The sequence below is a fragment of the Streptomyces sp. NPDC046197 genome (genome assembly GCF_040646295.1).
In the GTDB taxonomy this organism is placed as follows: domain Bacteria; phylum Actinomycetota; class Actinomycetes; order Streptomycetales; family Streptomycetaceae; genus Streptomyces.
This window is the reverse complement of the sequence record NZ_JBEYZY010000006.1, coordinates 266,411-282,321: the sequence shown is the minus strand read 5'-3', so window position 1 is coordinate 282,321 and position 15,911 is coordinate 266,411. Positions and strand designations below refer to the sequence as shown.

16 protein-coding genes and 1 riboswitch are annotated in these 15,911 nt (G+C 72.1%); of the genes, 6 read left to right on the top strand and 10 right to left on the bottom strand.

The window, feature by feature from the left end:
• Positions 1–54: 54 nt before the first annotated feature.
• From AB0A61_RS11685 to AB0A61_RS11645, 9 genes are all read right to left on the bottom strand, one after another.
• The gene (locus AB0A61_RS11685) at positions 55–1,140 is read right to left on the bottom strand and encodes a hemolysin family protein (protein ID WP_361289870.1); all 1,086 of its coding nucleotides are present in this window, start codon (positions 1,138–1,140) and stop codon (positions 55–57) included.
• Complete coding sequence (locus tag AB0A61_RS11680) at positions 1,137–2,483, bottom strand: hemolysin family protein (protein WP_361289867.1); 1,347 nt, start codon at positions 2,481–2,483, stop codon at positions 1,137–1,139. Before AB0A61_RS11680 ends, AB0A61_RS11685 begins: the two co-directional genes overlap by 4 nt.
• A gap of 233 nt (positions 2,484–2,716) precedes the next feature.
• Complete coding sequence (locus tag AB0A61_RS11675; protein WP_361289864.1) at positions 2,717–3,184, bottom strand: PH domain-containing protein; 468 nt, start codon at positions 3,182–3,184, stop codon at positions 2,717–2,719.
• 49 nt (positions 3,185–3,233) lie between these two features.
• The gene (hisG, locus tag AB0A61_RS11670) at positions 3,234–4,082 is read right to left on the bottom strand and encodes an ATP phosphoribosyltransferase (protein WP_361289861.1); all 849 of its coding nucleotides are present in this window, start codon (positions 4,080–4,082) and stop codon (positions 3,234–3,236) included.
• 60 nt (positions 4,083–4,142) lie between these two features.
• The gene (locus tag AB0A61_RS11665) at positions 4,143–4,415 is read right to left on the bottom strand and encodes a phosphoribosyl-ATP diphosphatase (RefSeq protein WP_361289858.1); all 273 of its coding nucleotides are present in this window, start codon (positions 4,413–4,415) and stop codon (positions 4,143–4,145) included.
• Positions 4,416–4,449: 34 nt separating this feature from the next.
• A complete protein-coding gene (gene ribH / locus AB0A61_RS11660; RefSeq protein WP_361289855.1) occupies positions 4,450–4,935 on the bottom strand; it encodes a 6,7-dimethyl-8-ribityllumazine synthase in 486 nt (161 codons plus the stop codon).
• Positions 4,936–4,956: 21 nt separating this feature from the next.
• Positions 4,957–6,246 (bottom strand): bifunctional 3,4-dihydroxy-2-butanone-4-phosphate synthase/GTP cyclohydrolase II, encoded by a 1,290-nt coding sequence (locus tag AB0A61_RS11655; RefSeq protein ID WP_361289852.1) that lies wholly within the window; start codon positions 6,244–6,246, stop codon positions 4,957–4,959.
• Positions 6,243–6,887 carry a nicotinamide riboside transporter PnuC gene (gene pnuC, locus AB0A61_RS11650; protein ID WP_361289849.1) on the bottom strand — a complete coding sequence of 215 codons (645 nt, stop codon included), beginning with the start codon at positions 6,885–6,887 and terminating at the stop codon, positions 6,243–6,245. The genes AB0A61_RS11655 and pnuC overlap by 4 nt, the downstream gene beginning before the upstream one ends.
• Positions 6,884–7,489: a riboflavin synthase gene (locus AB0A61_RS11645; RefSeq protein ID WP_361289846.1), complete on the bottom strand. Its 606-nt coding sequence runs from the start codon at positions 7,487–7,489 to the stop codon at positions 6,884–6,886. Before AB0A61_RS11645 ends, pnuC begins: the two co-directional genes overlap by 4 nt.
• 146 nt (positions 7,490–7,635) lie before the next feature.
• A riboswitch (FMN riboswitch) is annotated at positions 7,636–7,766 on the bottom strand.
• 248 nt (positions 7,767–8,014) lie between these two features.
• Between AB0A61_RS11645 and AB0A61_RS11640 the strand changes: the two genes are divergently transcribed.
• Together AB0A61_RS11640 and AB0A61_RS11635 are read left to right on the top strand one after the other, a co-directional pair.
• A complete protein-coding gene (locus AB0A61_RS11640; RefSeq protein WP_361289843.1) occupies positions 8,015–8,938 on the top strand; it encodes an RNA polymerase sigma-70 factor in 924 nt (307 codons plus the stop codon).
• A 48-nt stretch (positions 8,939–8,986) separates the two neighbouring features.
• Positions 8,987–9,742, top strand: coding sequence for an SDR family oxidoreductase (locus AB0A61_RS11635; RefSeq protein ID WP_361289840.1), 756 nt, complete (start codon positions 8,987–8,989; stop codon positions 9,740–9,742).
• Between the two features lie 31 nt (positions 9,743–9,773).
• On the opposite strand, the gene AB0A61_RS11630 is transcribed toward AB0A61_RS11635, so the two are convergent.
• A complete protein-coding gene (locus AB0A61_RS11630) occupies positions 9,774–11,174 on the bottom strand; it encodes an ROK family transcriptional regulator (RefSeq protein ID WP_361289837.1) in 1,401 nt (466 codons plus the stop codon).
• A 127-nt stretch (positions 11,175–11,301) separates the two neighbouring features.
• On the opposite strand from AB0A61_RS11630, the gene AB0A61_RS11625 reads away from it, so the two are divergent.
• The 4 genes from AB0A61_RS11625 (at position 11,302) to AB0A61_RS11610 (ending at position 15,907) form a co-directional block, all read left to right on the top strand.
• A complete protein-coding gene (locus tag AB0A61_RS11625) occupies positions 11,302–12,516 on the top strand; it encodes an MFS transporter (protein WP_361289834.1) in 1,215 nt (404 codons plus the stop codon).
• Positions 12,517–12,679: 163 nt separating this feature from the next.
• Positions 12,680–14,092 (top strand): solute carrier family 23 protein, encoded by a 1,413-nt coding sequence (locus AB0A61_RS11620; RefSeq protein WP_361289831.1) that lies wholly within the window; start codon positions 12,680–12,682, stop codon positions 14,090–14,092.
• A gap of 99 nt (positions 14,093–14,191) precedes the next feature.
• Entirely contained in the window at positions 14,192–14,887 is a 696-nt protein-coding gene (locus AB0A61_RS11615) for a DUF5995 family protein (protein WP_361289828.1), read from the top strand.
• A gap of 90 nt (positions 14,888–14,977) precedes the next feature.
• On the top strand, positions 14,978–15,907 hold the full coding sequence (locus AB0A61_RS11610; protein ID WP_361289825.1) for an LLM class F420-dependent oxidoreductase: 930 nt from the start codon (positions 14,978–14,980) through the stop codon (positions 15,905–15,907).
• The last annotated feature ends 4 nt before the right edge of the window (positions 15,908–15,911 follow it).

The window sequence follows — 15,911 nt, the reverse complement described above, 5'->3', positions numbered from 1 at the left end:
CGGGCCCTGCGCGGCCCGGCCGGGCAGGCCTGGGGCCCGATGCCCGGACAGACCCTAGGTGGCCAGCACCTCCTCCGGCTCCCCGCTCCCCCGCGGCTCGGTCAGCCTGATCTCCGTCGCCACCCGGTGCGCGGGGTCCCGCACCTCGCCGACCAGCAGTTCCAGCACGTCCTCGAGCGTCACCAGTCCGAGCACCCGGCCGCTCGCGTCGGCCACCTGCGCCAGGTGCGTGGCCGCCCGCCGCATGACGGTCAGCGCGTCGTCCAGCGGCAGCTCGGGCCGAAGGGTGGTCATCGGCCGCCATATCCGCTGCGGCACGGCCCGCTCGGATTCCTCCAGGTCGAGGACGTCCTTCACATGCAGGTAGCCCGTGAAGGAGCCGTTCTCCGCGGCCACCGGGAAGCGGGAGTACCCGGTGCGGGCGGTGAGGGCGACGATCTCGCCCGGGGTGACCGAAGGGCTCACGGTCACCAGTGCCTCCCGCTTCAGCAGCACGTCGGTCACCGGGCGCGAGCCCAGCTCCAGCGCGTCCTCCAGCCGCTCCTGCTCCTCGGGGTCGAGCAGCCCGGCCTGGCCGGAGTCCTCCACCAGCCGGTTGAGCTGCTCACTGGTGAAGGCGGCTTCCACTTCGTCCTTGGGCTCGACCCGGAAGAGCCGCAGGATGCCGTGGGCGCAGGCGCCGAGCGCGACGGTGACGGGCCGGCACAGGCGGGCGAAGGCGACCAGGCCGGGGCTCAGCCACAGCGCGGCCTTCTCCGGGGCGGCCATCGCGAGGTTCTTCGGCACCATCTCGCCGATGACGAGGTGGAAGAAGACCACGGCCGCGAGCGCGATGACGTAGCCGAGCGGGTGCACCATGCCGTCGGGCAGGTGGATCCACTCGAAGACCGGCTCCAGCAGATGCGCCACCGTCGGCTCGGCGACCGCGCCCAGGGTCAGCGAGCAGACGGTGATGCCGAACTGGGCGGCGGCCATCATCTGCGGCAGCCGCTCCAAGCCGTAGATCACCTGGCGGGCCCGCGCGGTCCCGAGCGGCTCGATCTGGCTGCGGCGCACGGACACGAGTGCGAATTCGGCACCGACGAAGAAGCCGTTGGCCAGCACCAGCAGCGCGGCGAAGAACAGTTGCAGCAGGCTCATCGGACGGCCTCCGCCACGGTCACGGCGGCGTCGGGGGCCGGGGCCGTGCGGAGCAGGCGGACCCGCTCGGCGCGGTAGTGCCCGACCTGGCGCACGGACAGCCGCCATCCCGGAAGCTCGACCCGGTCGCCGGGCACCGGGATGCGGCCGAGCAGGTCGGCGACCAGGCCGGCGACGGTCTCGTACGGGCCCTCGGGCGCGTCGAGGCCGATGCGCTTCAGCAGGTCGACACGGACACCGCCGTCGACGTCCCAGGCGGGCCTGCCGTCCTCCGGTGGGGCGGGGGCGAGCTCGGGCACGTCCTTGGCGTCGTGCTCGTCGCGGACCTCGCCGACCAGTTCCTCGACGATGTCCTCCAGTGTGACCACGCCGGCCGTGCCGCCGTACTCGTCGACGACGACCGCGATGGGCTGCTCACTGCGCAGCTGCGCGAGCAGCGGCTGCACGGGAAGCGTCTCGGGGACGAGCAGCGCCGGGCGGGCGATGCGGCCGACGGGAGTGCGCAGCCGGTCGTGGGCCGGGACCGCCAGCGCGTCCTTGAGGTGGACCAGGCCGACGACCTCGTCGATCTTCTCGTGGTAGACGGGGAAGCGGGACAGGCCGGTGGCACGGGTCAGGTTGACCACATCCTCGGCGGTGGCCGACGACTGCAGGGCGCTCACCTTCACGCGCGGTGTCATGACGTGCTGCGCGGTGAGCTCGCCCAGGGAGAGGGTCCGCACGAACAGGTCGGCCGTGTCCTGCTCCAGGGCACCGGCCCGCGCCGAGTGCCGGGCCAGCGACACCAGTTCGCCGGGGGTCCGGGCGGAGGCCAGCCCCTCGGCCGGTTCGACGCCCAGGGCCCGGACGAGCCGGTTGGCGACCGCGTTCAGCGCGGCGATGACCGGGCGGAACAGGCGCGAGAAGACGTGCTGCGGGCCGGCGACGAACCGCGCGACCTGCAGCGGCCTGGACACCGCCCAGTTCTTGGGCACGAGCTCGCCGATCACCATCTGGACGGCCGAGGCGAGCAGCATGCCGACGACCACGGCGACCCCGGACACGGCGCCCGAGGGGACACCGACCGCGGTGACCGGGCCGCGCAGCAGCCGGGCCAGGGCCGGCTCGGCGAGCATGCCCACGACGAGCGAGGTGATGGTGATCCCGAGCTGGGTGCCGGAGAGCTGGAAGGACAGCTCCTTGAGCGACTCGACGACCGTACCGGCTCGTCGGTCGCCGTCGGCGGCGGCCTTCTCGGCCTCCGGGCGCTCGACGGTGACGAGGCCGAACTCGGCCGCGACGAAGAAGCCGTTGGCGAGAATCAGCAGGAACGCCGCTCCCAGGAGCAGCAGGGGGATGGTCATGATGCCGCCGCCTCCGCATGGGCGCGTACCGCGTGGAGGCGGTCCGCGCTATGTCGGCAGGGGGCGGCGCAGGTACTACAGGACGATCCGTCCATCGCCGGAGGGAGTCACTCCTCGGGTAGCAGGAATCCCCGCGCGCCGGTCGGAGCACAGGGGCGGAGGCGCAGCGAAAACGCCTCCGCCACCAGATTAATCAAGACACCCGCCCGTGCGGCAGGGCGGACGTCACCGAGTCAGCCCTCGGACTCCCCCGTGGACCGCTCGGCGTCCTTGATGGAGCGGGCCTCGGCGAGCGCCCGGAGCGTCCGCGCGTCCTCGATCGCCCGCTGCCTGGCGATGCCCGGCTGGATGCCGAGCGCGGGCAGGCTGGTGCCGTCGCTGAGGTTGAGGAACACCCAGGGGTCGCCGGGGCGCAGGTTCACCTGGAGGATCTCCGCCCAGTCCAGGCGTCGCCTGCTGGCGATGTTGACGACGGTCACACCGGACTCGTCCGCGACGACCTTGGGGCGGGAGAGCAGCAGCAGTACGCCGAAGAGGACGGCCGCCGTGAAGACGAAGCTCAGGCGCTCTCCGGGGGTGAGCTGCTCCAGCAGCATCGCGACCGCGGTGATGACCACGAAGATCGCGACTCCGGCGGTCAGCAGGACCGCGCGGGTGCGGCCGGGCCGGAAGGTGACGGGAAGTGCCGGCAGATCGGACATCTCTTCGTGCCTCTTCGCCTCTGGTGCCTGTCGGTGTCCGTGCGCGCCCTCAGAGGCGGCAGGCGTGGATGGCCGTGGTCAGGATGGCCCGGGCACCGATCGCGTACAGGTCGTCCATGATCCGCTGTGCCTCCTTGGCCGGGACCATGGCGCGCACGGCGACCCAGCCCTCGTTGTGCAGCGGGGAGACGGTCGGGGACTCCAGGCCAGGGGTCAGCGCGACGGCCTTGTCCAGCTGCTCGACCCGGCAGTCGTAGTCCATCATCACGTACGTCCGGGCCACCAGAACGCCCTGGAGGCGGCGCAGGAACTGCTGCACCTTGGGCTCCTCGGCGTCGGCGCCGGTGCGCCGGACCACGATCGCCTCGGACGTCATGATCGGCTCGCCGATGACCTCCAGGCCCGCGTTGCGCAGCGAGGTGCCGGTCTCGACGACGTCGGCGATGACCTCGGCGACGCCGAGCTGGATGGCGGTCTCGACGGCGCCGTCGAGGTGGACGACGGAGGCGTCGATGCCGTTGTCGGCGAGGTGCTTGGCGACGATGCCCTCGTAGGAGGTGGCGACCGTCCTGCCGTTCAGGTCCTCGACGCCGCCTGCCGTGCCGGGCTTGGTGGCGTAGCGGAAGGTGGAGCGGGCGAAGCCGAGCGGCAGGATCTCCTCGGCGTTGGCGCCGGAGTCGATGAGCAGGTCGCGGCCCGTGATGCCGATGTCGAGGCGGCCGGAGGAGACGTAGATCGCGATGTCGCGGGGGCGGAGGTAGAAGAACTCGACCTCGTTCTCCGGGTCGACGATCCGCAGTTCCTTGGACTCGCGACGCTGCTGGTAGCCGGCCTCATGCAGCATGTCCGCCGCAGGGCCGGAGAGTGAACCCTTGTTGGGGACGGCGATGCGCAGCATGAGGTCGGCTTCCTTTGCTCGTTCGGTGCTCGTTCGGTACGGAAGTGCGTGCGGGACGGCTCAGAGGTGGGCGTAGACGTCGTCGAGGGAGATGCCGCGGGCGACCATCATCACCTGGACGTGGTACAGCAGCTGGGAGATCTCCTCGGCCGCCGCCTCCTTGCCCTCGTACTCGGCGGCCATCCAGACCTCGGCGGCTTCCTCGACGACCTTCTTGCCGATGGCATGGACGCCCTTGCCGACCAGTTCGGCGGTGCGGGAGGTGGCGGGGTCGCCGTGGGCGGCCTTGTGCTGGAGCTCGGTGAAGAGCCCCTCGAACGTCTTCTTGGACATGGTGGTCCCCACCCTACGCGCTCGGGGCGGTGCCTCAGTGCCAGGGTTCGGATACTGAGCGGAGCGTTGCCGCCGTCGCCACCGCGGCGGTCACGGCCTCGTGCCCCTTGTCCTCGTTGGAGCCCTCCAGACCGGCCCGGTCCAGGGCCTGCTCCTCGGTGTCGCACGTCAGCACGCCGAAGCCGACCGGAACGCCGGTCTCGACCGACACCTGCGTCAGGCCCTGGGTGACGCCCTGGCACACGAAGTCGAAGTGGGGCGTGCCGCCGCGGATGACGACGCCGAGGGCGACGACCGCGTCGTAGCCGCGGCCGGCCAGCGCCTTGGCGACCACCGGGAGCTCCCAGCTGCCGGGGACCCGCAGCAGGGTCGGCTCGTCGATTCCCAGGTCGTGCAGGGCGCGCAGAGCGCCGTCCACCAGACCGTCCATCACCTTCTCGTGCCACTGCGCCGCGATGACGGCGACCCTGAGGTCCCCGACGTTCCGGACGGACAGTTCCGGTGCACCCTTGCCGCTCACGTGTCTCCTCAGTGCTCTCTCTTACTGGTTGCCGCAGGTGGACACGGCGGTCGTGTCCAGCCAGGGCAGGTCGTGCCCCATCCGGTCCCGCTTGGTGCGCAGGTAGCGGAGGTTGTGCTCACCCGCCTGGACCGGCATCGGCTCCCGGCCGGTGACCTTGAGGCCGTGGCGCACGAGCGCATCGGTCTTGTCGGGGTTGTTGGTCATCAGGCGCACGCTGCGCACGCCGAGGTCCTGGAGGATCTGCGCGCCGGCGCCGTAGTCGCGGGCGTCGGCGGGCAGGCCCAGTTCGAGGTTGGCGTCGAGGGTGTCGCGGCCGCGCTCCTGGAGTTCGTAGGCGCGCAGCTTGGACATCAGGCCGATGCCGCGTCCCTCGTGGCCGCGCAGGTAGACCACCACTCCCCTGCCCTCGGTCTGGATGCGCTCCAGGGAGGCGTCCAGCTGGGGTCCGCAGTCGCAGCGGTGGGAGCCGAAGACGTCGCCGGTGAGGCACTCGGAGTGGACCCGGACCAGGACGTCCTCGCCGTCGCCGATCTCGCCGTGCACCAGGGCGACGTGCTCGACGCCGTCGACGGCGGAGCGGTAGCCGAAGGCGGTGAAGACGCCGTGGGCGGTGGGCAGGTGGACCTCGGCCTCGCGGCGGACGGTGGGCTCCGAGCCGCGCCGGTAGGCGATCAGGTCCTCGATGGAGATGATCGTCAGGCCGTGCTTGCGGGCGAAGGGGATCAGCTCGGGCAGGCGCAGCATCCGGCCGTCCTCGCCGGCGATCTCGACGATGGCGCCGGCCGGGCGCAGTCCGGCGAGCCGGGCCAGGTCGACGGCGGCCTCGGTGTGGCCGTTGCGGACCAGCACGCCGCCGGGTCGGGCGCGCAGCGGGAAGACGTGGCCGGGGCGGACGAGGTCCGAGGGCTCGGCCGTGCCGCTCGCGAGCAGTTGGAGCGTGGTGGCGCGGTCGCCGGCGGAGATGCCGGTGGTGACGCCGTGCGCGGCGGTGGCGTCGACGGAGACCGTGAACGCGGTCTTCATCGACTCGGTGTTCTCCTCGACCATCTGCGGCAGCCTCAGCCGGTCCAGTTCCTCGCCCTCCATGGGCGCGCAGATCAGGCCGCGGCACTCGCTCATCATGAAGGCGACGATCTCCTCGGTCGCCTTCTCCGCGGCGATGACGAGGTCGCCCTCGTTCTCGCGGTCCTCGTCGTCGACGACCACGACCGGACGGCCGGCCGCGATGTCGGCGATGGCCTGCTCGACCGGGTCGAGCGTGAAGTCCTCGATGTTGTCGGTGCTGTACAGGATCGGTGCCGCCGTCATGCCGGCGCTCCTTCCAGGACGGGCCGCGCGGCCTTGCGGGAGCGCAGCCACCAGTCGCGCATGCCCCACAGGACGAGTGCGCCGTAGATGACGTAGACGAATCCGGAGAAGGCGAAGCCGCCTGCGAAGTTGAGCGGGACGCCGACGACGTCGACGAGCAGCCAGGCGAACCAGAACTCGACCATGCCGCGGGCCTGGGCGTACATGGCGACGATGGTGCCGACGAAGATGTAGGCGTCGGGCCAGGGGTCCCAGGACAGGGACGGGTACGCCTTGAAGAGCACGGCCACCGCGACCGTGCCGACGGCGGCGGCGCCGAGCAGGGCCGCCCGCTCCCGCCAGGTGGCGAACCGTACGGCGATGTGACCGTCCTCCGCCCGCCCCTTGCCGCGGTTCCACTGCCACCAGCCGTAGACGGCGACGGCCATCACGACGATCTGCTTGCCCGCGCTGCCGGAGAGGTGGGCGGTGGCGAAGGCCGCGAAGAGGATCAGTCCGGAGAGGAACTGGGTGGGCCAGGTCCAGATGGACCGGCGCCAGCCGAACGCCAGGGCGATCAGCCCCACGACGTTGCCGGTCATGTCCGACCACTTGATGTGCTGGCCGAAGACGACGAAGGCCTCCGAGTCGAGCCAGTTCACCGGTCGGCCCCCCGACCGGCCGCCAGCAGCCGCTCGACGTACTTGGCGACGACGTCCACCTCGAGGTTGACCGGGTCACCGGGCTGCTTCAGGCCGAGGGTGGTGAGGGCGAGGGTGGTCGGGATGAGGCTGACGGTGAAGTGGTCGGTACCCGCCTCGACGACGGTCAGGCTGATGCCGTCGACGGTGATGGAGCCCTTCTCCACGACATAGCGGGTGAGCTCGGCGGGGAGCGAGATCTTCACGATCTCCCAGTGCTCGGAGGGCGTGCGGTCCAGGACCGTGCCGGTGCCGTCGACATGCCCCTGGACGATGTGCCCGCCGAGGCGTGCGCCCACTGCGGTGGGACGTTCGAGGTTGACGCGGGAGCCGACGGTGAGGACACCGAGGCTGGAGCGCTTCAGGGTCTCGGCCATGACGTCGGCGGTGAACTCGTCGCCCTCGTGCTCGACGACGGTGAGACAGACCCCGTTCACGGCGATGGAGTCGCCGTGCTGCGCGCCCTCGGTCACGACGGGGCCGCGGAGCCGGAAGCGGGCTGCGTCGCCGAGGCTCTCGACGGCGGTGACCTGACCCAGCTCTTCGACGATTCCGGTGAACACTTCCCGGGTCCTCCTGCCTCATTCGGGCACGGACTCCGGGGCTGTCGATGACGACAGAAGTACGAGCGAGAACACCGGGGGCGACGCCGGACGGGACCCGTCCGCACGGACGAGTCCAGACGGCGGCGCGCACGGATGCCCGCTCGCCGCGCACTGCCTCCCATCCGGACTTTAACCGTCGGTCCAGGAATTTCACCTGGTCAACCGGCCGCTGGAAGCGACCGGGTCGCGGACTGTAACCGCCGGTTCGGACTTTCACCGACCCCGGAGTGCGCTGCTACTGGTACAGGGCCAGTGTGCCACGCCCGGTTGACGTCCATACCGGCGGCCGGTGTGGAGTGGCTCACAGACCGCGCGACTGGACTTCTCGGCCGGTGGAGGTCCGGCGGCGGGCAAGGGCCGTCGTCACCGCCGCCGGACCGGTCTGCACAGGACTCAGTCACCACTCAGACAGTAAGAGGACTAGACCACAGTGGTCAACAGGTACGTACCAACTGCCCTGTTCACCTCTGACAGGCTGAACGCATGACGTACGACGAGGAGTTCGAACAGCACCGTCCCCGTCTGTTCGGGCTGGCCTACCGCATGCTCGGTTCCGCCGAGGAGGCCGAGGACACGGTCCAGGACGCCTATCTGCGCTACCGCGGCGCCGACCGCTCGGCCGTCGAGCACCCGGCCGCCTGGCTGGCCAAGGTCGTCACCAACCTCTGCCTCAACCGGCTGACCTCGGCCAGGGCCCGGCGCGAGAGCTACGTGGGCGCCTGGCTCCCCGAGCCGGTGGTCACCTCGGACGGCACGCTCGGCCCCCTGGAGTCGGCCGAGCAGCGGGACGCCGTGTCGATGGCCGTGCTGGTGCTGCTGGAGCGGCTCACGCCGACCGAGCGCGCGGTGTACGTGCTGCGTGAGGCCTTCGCGTACGGACATCGGGAGATCGCCGAGGTGCTGGACCTGAGCGAGGCCAACTGCCGTCAGCTGTACCGGCGGGCGGCGTCGCGGGTGGGTGATCCGCGCGCCCGGTTCCAGCCCGCTCCCGAGCGGCAGGAGGCGTTGGTCACCTCGTTCGTCGCGGCGGCCCGCGAGGGTGATCTGGCCGGGCTGGAGAGGCTGCTCGCGGCCGACGTGACCTGGTGGAGCGACGGCGGCGGCAAGGTCACCTCGGCCCGGCGGCCGGTCGGCGGACGCGAGAAGGTCGCGCGCCTCGTGGCGGGCGGCGGCGGGCGGTTCGCGGCGGGCCTGGACTTCACGGTGATCGAGGTCAACGGCGGCCGGGCGCTGGCCGCGTGGGCCGGCGACACACTGGCCGGGGTCGCCTGCTTCGAGCTGAGGGACGACCTGATCGCGCAGGTGCACGTCGTGGTGAACCCCGACAAGCTGGACTTCGTACGGGGTCAGGTGACGCGTCCGCGGAGCCACTGTCACATTGCACGGGGGCTGCCCGGTCTCAGCTGACAGGGGGCGCTCCATCCGGGAGCGCCGGGTCCGAAGGGACTGAACAGCATGACCACGATCCTGGTGACCGGCGGCACCGGAACGCTCGGCCGACTCGTCGTCGAGCGGCTGCGCGCGGACGGACACGAGGTACGGGTGCTCAGCCGGCGCGCCACGCAGTACGCCGTCGATCTGCGCGAGGGCGGACCCGGGCTGGACGCGGCCGTCGCCGGCGTGGACACGATCGTGCACTGCGCGAGCACGCCCCGGGGAGGCGACGAGGAGGCGGCCGCACACCTGCTCGCGGCGGCGCGGCGGGCGGGTGTGGGGCACCTGGTGTACATCTCGATCGTGGGCGTGGACCGGGTGCCGCTCGGCTACTACGCGAGCAAGCTCGCCGTGGAGAAGCTGATCGCGGAGTCGGGGCTGGGCTGGACCGTGCTGCGGACCACCCAGTTCCACGATCTGCTGGTGACGCTGCTGCGGTCACTGGCCAAGCCGCCGGTGCTGCTGCTGCCGGCCGGGGTGCGGGACCAGCCGATCGAGGCGGCGGAAGTCGCGGACCGGCTGGCCGAGTTGGCGGTGGGCGCACCGGCCGGGCGGGTGCCGGACATGGGTGGTCCCCAGGTGCGCACCTTCGAGTCCCTGGCCCGGGCATATCTGAAGGCCACGGGCCGCCGGCGTGCGCTGCTCGGCGTGCCCCTGGCGGGCAGGGCGTACCGGGGCCTGCGGGACGGCGGCCACCTCACCCCGCAGCTGGCCGTGGGGAAGCGGACGTTCGAGGAGTACCTGGCGGAACGGTTCGGCAACGGGCGACGGGGCTGAGGCGGCCGGTCGCGGCCGGTCCGCCGCCCGGCTATCGCTCCGGCGGCTTGAACAGTTCGTCCTGCGCGCGGTCTCGCGCGGTCAGCAGCGCCCCGCGCAGGACGGCGGCGCCTCCGAGCGTGCTCGGCCGCACTTCCGTGGGCAGGGGGGACATCCGCCCGATCCGCTCCGCCACGCGCGCGGCGAGCGCGTCCCCGCCGGCCTGCCCGATCTCGCCGGCCAGCACCACACAGCCGGGGTCGAGAACGGCCACGACCGACGCGACGCCGATGGCCAGCCGGTCGGCGAGGGCGTCGAGGAACCGCGCCGGCCCACCAGCATCGCCGTCACCACTGCCTCCGCCGCCCCCACCGCCGTCGGCAGCACCAGCACCAGCACCAGCACCAGCACCAGCACCAGCACCAGCACCAGCACCAGCACCAGCACCAGCAGCGTCCTCCGCGACCGCCCGGCGCACCAGTTCGGCGGCCACCGGCCCGGTGGACCCCGCCTCCCGTGACGCCGAATCCGTGGGCCCGGGCTCCGCGGACTCCGAGTCCGCGGACTCAGGCCCGCCCCCCACCAGCCCGTGCTCCTCCGCTAGCGCCACGACCGCCGCCGCCCCGGCCAGGGAGTGGAAGCCGCCGGCGCAGTCCGTCGCCGAGGGCAGCGCGCCCGTGCCCGGTACCGGCAGGAACCCGATCTCGCCGGTGCCTCCGGAGGCACCACGGCGGAGGGTGCCGTCCAGGACGACGGCCGCGCCCGTGCCGTGGCCGAGCCAGAGCAGGACGAACGTGTCCCGGTCCCGGGCGGCCCCGTCGCGCTGTTCCGCCAGGGCGGCGAGGTTGGTCTCGTTCTCCACGATGACCCGCGCATCCGGCAGCCTCTCCTGCAACGCGGCCACCAGCCGGCGGTGCCACTCGGGCAGCCCCGTCGAGTCGCGGAGCTCGCCCGTGACCGGGTCGATCAGGCCGGGCGCGCCGATGCCGACCGTGTGCAGCCTCCCCCGCGCCCTCCCGGGCTCCCGCCGGGACACCTCTTCCACCCCGGCCTCCTTCGCCACCCGCTCCACCAGCGCGACCGCCTGCTCCACCGCCGGCCCGGTGCCGGTGTCGTCGCCGATCGGCACGGCTGCCTCGGCCAGCACCCGCCCCAGCAGGTCGGACACGGTCACGGAGACGCCCTCGGTGCGTACGTCGAGGGCGGCCAGGTGGGCGCGGTCGGCGACGATCCCGTACAGCCGGGCGTTGGGGCCCCGCCGCTGCTCCCCGGACTCCCCGACCACCGTGATCAGGCCGGAGACCGTCAGGCGTTCGACGAGGTCCGCGACCGTGGGCCGGGACAGGCCGGTGAGCTGCTTCAGCTGCCCTGCCGTCAGCGGCCCTTCCTGCTGCAGCAGCCGCAGGGCGAGCCGGTCGTTGATGGCCCGGGCGGTGCTCGGGGATGCGGGCATGCCGGGAATCCTCCCAGATCTGCGGGGCCGCGCCGGGGCGGCCGGGTATCCCCTATCTATCAGGCAGGGTTCCTGATAGTTTACGGCGGCGCACCGGGGAGATACACAGCCGGGGAGGGACCCGAGAATGAGTGAAGTGGTCGGGAGGGTCTGCGAGCAGCGCGAGGGGAGGCGCGCCCGGTACGCCGTGGCGGCCGTCTTCGCCGTGCACGGCGCCGTCACCGGCTCGTTCGCGACCCGGGTGCCGTGGATCCAGGACCACGCCTCGATCGGGGCGGGGCAGTTGGGGCTGGCGCTGGCGTTCCCGGCGCTCGGCGCGTCGGTCGCCATGCCGCTCGCCGGCGGCATCAGCCACCGGTTCGGTGCCCGCGACGCCCTTCGGGGCCTGATGGCCCTGTGGACGCTGTCCCTCGTCCTGCCGTCCCTCGCGCCGAACCTCCTCACGCTCTGCCTGGCCCTGTTCGTCTACGGCGCCTCGGCGGGCATGGCGGACGTGGCGATGAACGCCCTCGGTGTGGAGGTGGAGAACCGCCTCGGCCGGTCGATCATGTCCGGCCTGCACGGCATGTGGAGCGCGGGAGCGCTGGTCGGCTCGGCGGCCGGCACCCTTGCGGCGCGTCTGGGCGCGGACGCCCGGCTGCACCACGTCCTTGCGGCCGCCGTCCTGACCGTGCTGGGCCTGGTCGCGTGCACCTGGGTGCTCGACCTGCAGCCCGCGCAGGACGAGGAGCCGCCGCCCCGGTTCGCGCTGCCGCCCAAGTCCACCCTGCTGATCGGCGCGATCGGTTTCTGCGCGGTGTTCGCGGAGGGCGCGAGCCTGGACTGGTCGGCGGTGTATCTGCGGCACCAGCTGGGCACCTCCGCCGCGCTCGCCGCCGCGTGCACGACGGGATTCACGCTCACCATGGCCGTTGCCCGGATCGCGGGCGACAAGGTCGTGGACCGGTTCGGCTCCGTGCGCACCGTGCGGGCGAGCGGCGTCCTCGCCGTCCTCGGCGGCCTGCTCATCGTCGGTGCCGGGCATCCGCTGGTGGCGATGGCGGGATTCGCCCTGATGGGCGTCGGTATCGCGGTCGTCGTACCGCTGTGCTTCGCGGCGGCGGGCCGCAGCGGACCGAACCCGAGCCAGGCCATAGCGGGCGTCGCGACGATCACGTACACCTCGGGGCTGGTCGCGCCGGGCGCGATCGGCGGTCTGGCCCAGGCGACCAGCCTCGTCGTGTCGTTCGGCCTGGTGACGGTGCTGGCGTGCGGGCTCGCGGGGTTCGCGGGGGTGCTGCGGGCGGGCGACCGACGGGTTGCCGTACGGGCCACCGCGCCGGTACCCGACCCCCGGCCGTGAGCACGCCGGGGTTGAGGCGACCTGCTTCGAACACTCCCTCCGATCAGGCCGATCAGGTACGTGAGTATCGTTCATGAATAAGACCGTGCGAGCGTAGAGCCGCCAGGTACCCGTGACAATGGTCCCGGACAGTCTTCACGTACAAGGAAAGAGAAACCCCACCATGGACCTCGGCGTCCGCTGGAAACTGCACGGCGACGGGCACACGCCCGCCCCCGGCGCGGTGGTCCGGCCCGACGAACGGCTCTCCTGGCCCCGCACGGTCGGCCTCGGCGCCCAGCACGTGGTCGCGATGTTCGGCGCATCCTTCGTGGCACCGGTTCTGATGGGCCTGAACCCCAATCTGGCGATCATGATGTCCGGCGTCGCGACGATGATCTTCCTGCTCGCCACGCGCGGCCGGGTGCCCAGCTACCTCGGCTGTTCGCTCTCCTTCGTGGGCGTGGCCGCGGTCATCCGGGCGCAGGGCGGCACGAGCGCGACCGTGACCGGCGCGGTCTTCGTCGTCGGCGTCGCGCTGTTCATGGCGGGAGTGGCGGTACAGCGATTCGGCGCGCGGATCATCCATGCCGTGATGCCGCCGATCGTCACCGGCGCGGTCGTGATGCTGATCGGTTTCAACCTCGCCCCGGTCACCGCTTCCACCTACTGGCCCCAGGACCAGTGGACCGCCCTGCTGGTGATGCTGTTCACCGGCCTGGCCATCGTCTGTCTGCGTGGTTTCTGGTCCCGCATCGCGATCTTTCTGGGGCTCGTGTTCGGCTACGGGCTCTCCTGGGCCTCCGACCGGATCTTCGGCATGATCCACTCGGTGGACGCGAGCGGCAGGCTCACCGACCACTGGCGGCTGGACCTCTCCGGCGTCGGCAAAGCCGGCTGGATCGGGCTGCCGACCTTCCACGGGCCGTCCTTCCAGGGGTCGGCGATCCTGGTCGCGCTCCCCGTGGTCATCGCGCTGGTCGCGGAGAACGCCGGGCACGTCAAGGCGGTGGGTGAGATGACCGGCGATCCCCTGGACGACAAGCTCGGCACGGCCATCTCGGCGGACGGGGTGGCGTCCATGCTGTCGACGGCCGTGGGCGGCCCGCCCAACACCACGTACTCGGAGAACATCGGCGTGATGGCCGCGACCCGCGTCTACTCGACCGCCGCGTACTGGGCCGCCGCCGGCTTCGCGCTGCTGTTCGGTGTCTGCCCGAAGTTCGGCGCGATCGTCGCCGCGATCCCGGGCGGGGTCCTCGGCGGCATCACCGTCATCCTGTACGGCATGATCGGGCTGCTGGGCGCGCAGATCTGGATCAACGCCAAGGTGGATCTGCGCAACCCGCTGAACCTGGTGCCGGCCGCGGCGGGCATCATCATCGGCGTCGGCAACGTCAGCATGAAGTTCAGCAACACCTTCTCCCTCAGCGGTATCGCGCTGGGCACGCTGGTCGTCATCACCGGCTACCACACACTGGGCGCGTTCGCGCCCGCCCACCTCAAGGGGCAGGAACCGCTGCTGGACGAGGGCACCTCCTCCTACGACGAGGCCGCCGAGGCCCCCGAGGCCGACGCCCAGCGCACCCAGCCGTAGCGTGCCCGCGGCTCACCCTCCCGCGTGACGTTCCCCCGTTCCGGGGAAGCGCCGGGCCGGTCGGCACCTGGGCCGGCCCGGGCCTGGGACTCTGCCCTCATGGCGCAATCGGTACAACTCACCCACCGCCCGGAGACCGTGGACACGGTCCTCGCCCGCATGCGCGTCCTGGGCGCCACCCTGCCGGAGCAGGACGGGATCGCGGTCTTCAACCGGGTCTACCTGGCTGTCACCGAGGAGGTCGACCGGCTCGTGGACGCGGGGCGGTTCACGGACCCACGGGCCGTGGCGACGCTGGACGTCCGGTTCGCCGAGCGGTACCTGTCCGCCGTGGACGCGGTCGCCGGGGGCCGGCGCCCGCCGGCCTGCTGGCGGCCGCTGTTCCAGTTCCGCCGGCACCCCGGCGTACGGCCGCTGCAGTTCGCGCTGGCCGGCATCAATGCGCACATCGGCCACGACCTCGCCCTCGCCGTGGTGGACACCTGCCGTGCACTGGAGTGCGAACCGACCGAGCTGGAGGACGAGTTCGACCGCGTGGGCGACCTCCTCGTGTCGCTGGAGGAGCGCATCCGCGAGGACCTGATGCCGGGTCCCGACCTGCTCCAGATCGCCGACCCGCTCACCCATCTGCTCGGCTCGTGGAGCCTGGAGCGGGCCCGGGACGCCACCTGGACGGCGGCGCGGGCGCTGTGGGCGCTGCGCCGACTGCCCGACGTGGCCGGGGAGTTCACCCAGCGGCTGGACGCGGCCGTCGGCTTCGCCGGACGCATGCTGCTCACTCCCCTGCCGGACTGATCCGGACAGCCGGGGCGATCTCCTGGGAACTCCCCATGCGTCGCTGTACGTTGATCGACGGACACCGACGATCACGAAGGAGCACATGCCATGGCGATCCGTCTGGGGCTCGGTCTTCCGCAGAACCGGCAGTACGACCTCGGCAGGGACGTGCCCGAGGTGGCGCGCACCGCCGAACGGATCGGGTACGACAGCCTCTGGGTGTACGAGCGGGCCCTGTTCCCGGAGCCCGCCACCCAGGGGCTGTACGGCATCGAGGGCCTCCCCTGGCCGGACTCGTACCGCCATGTCGCCGACCCGCTGATCACGCTCACCCTCGCCGCGGCGGCCACCGAGCGGGTCCGGCTCGGCAGCAGTGTGCTGGTCGCGCCGCTGCACCAGCCGTTCCAGCTCGCCAAGTCCCTCGCCTCGCTCGACGCGGCGAGCGGTGGCCGGGTGATCGCGGGCTTCGGCACCGGCTGGTCCCTCGACGAGTACGCGGCCGCGGGAATCCGGCCGATCAAGGAGCGCGGCCGGGTGCTGGACGAGGTCATCGACGTGTGCCGGGCGGTGTGGGGTCCCGACCCGGTGCGCTACGACGGCTCGATCACCAGGATCGACTCGGCCGTGGTCGGTCCCAAGCCCGCCCGGCCGATCCCGATCCTGCTGGCGGCGAGCAGCCGGAAGGCCCAGGAGCGCCTCGTCGACCACGCCGACGGCTGGCTGCCGGTCGGCATGGGCGTCGAGCAGATCGCGACCCAGTGGCAGGAACTGCAGGACCTCGCGGCCGAGCGCGGCCGCCAGCAGCCGATCCAGACGGTCCTCAGGGCGAACGCCGAGTACTCGGCCAAGGCCTACGACGGCGCCGACCGGCGGCCCTTCCACGGCAGCGCCGACCAGATCGCCGAGGATCTGCTCGCGCACGCCGAGATCGGCCTGGAGGAGATCCTGGTCGATCTGCAGAGCAGTGCGCGGGACGCCCGGGAACTCGGGGACATCGCCGCGGAGGTGTACGAGAAGGCGCGGGCGGCCGGGGTGTGACCGC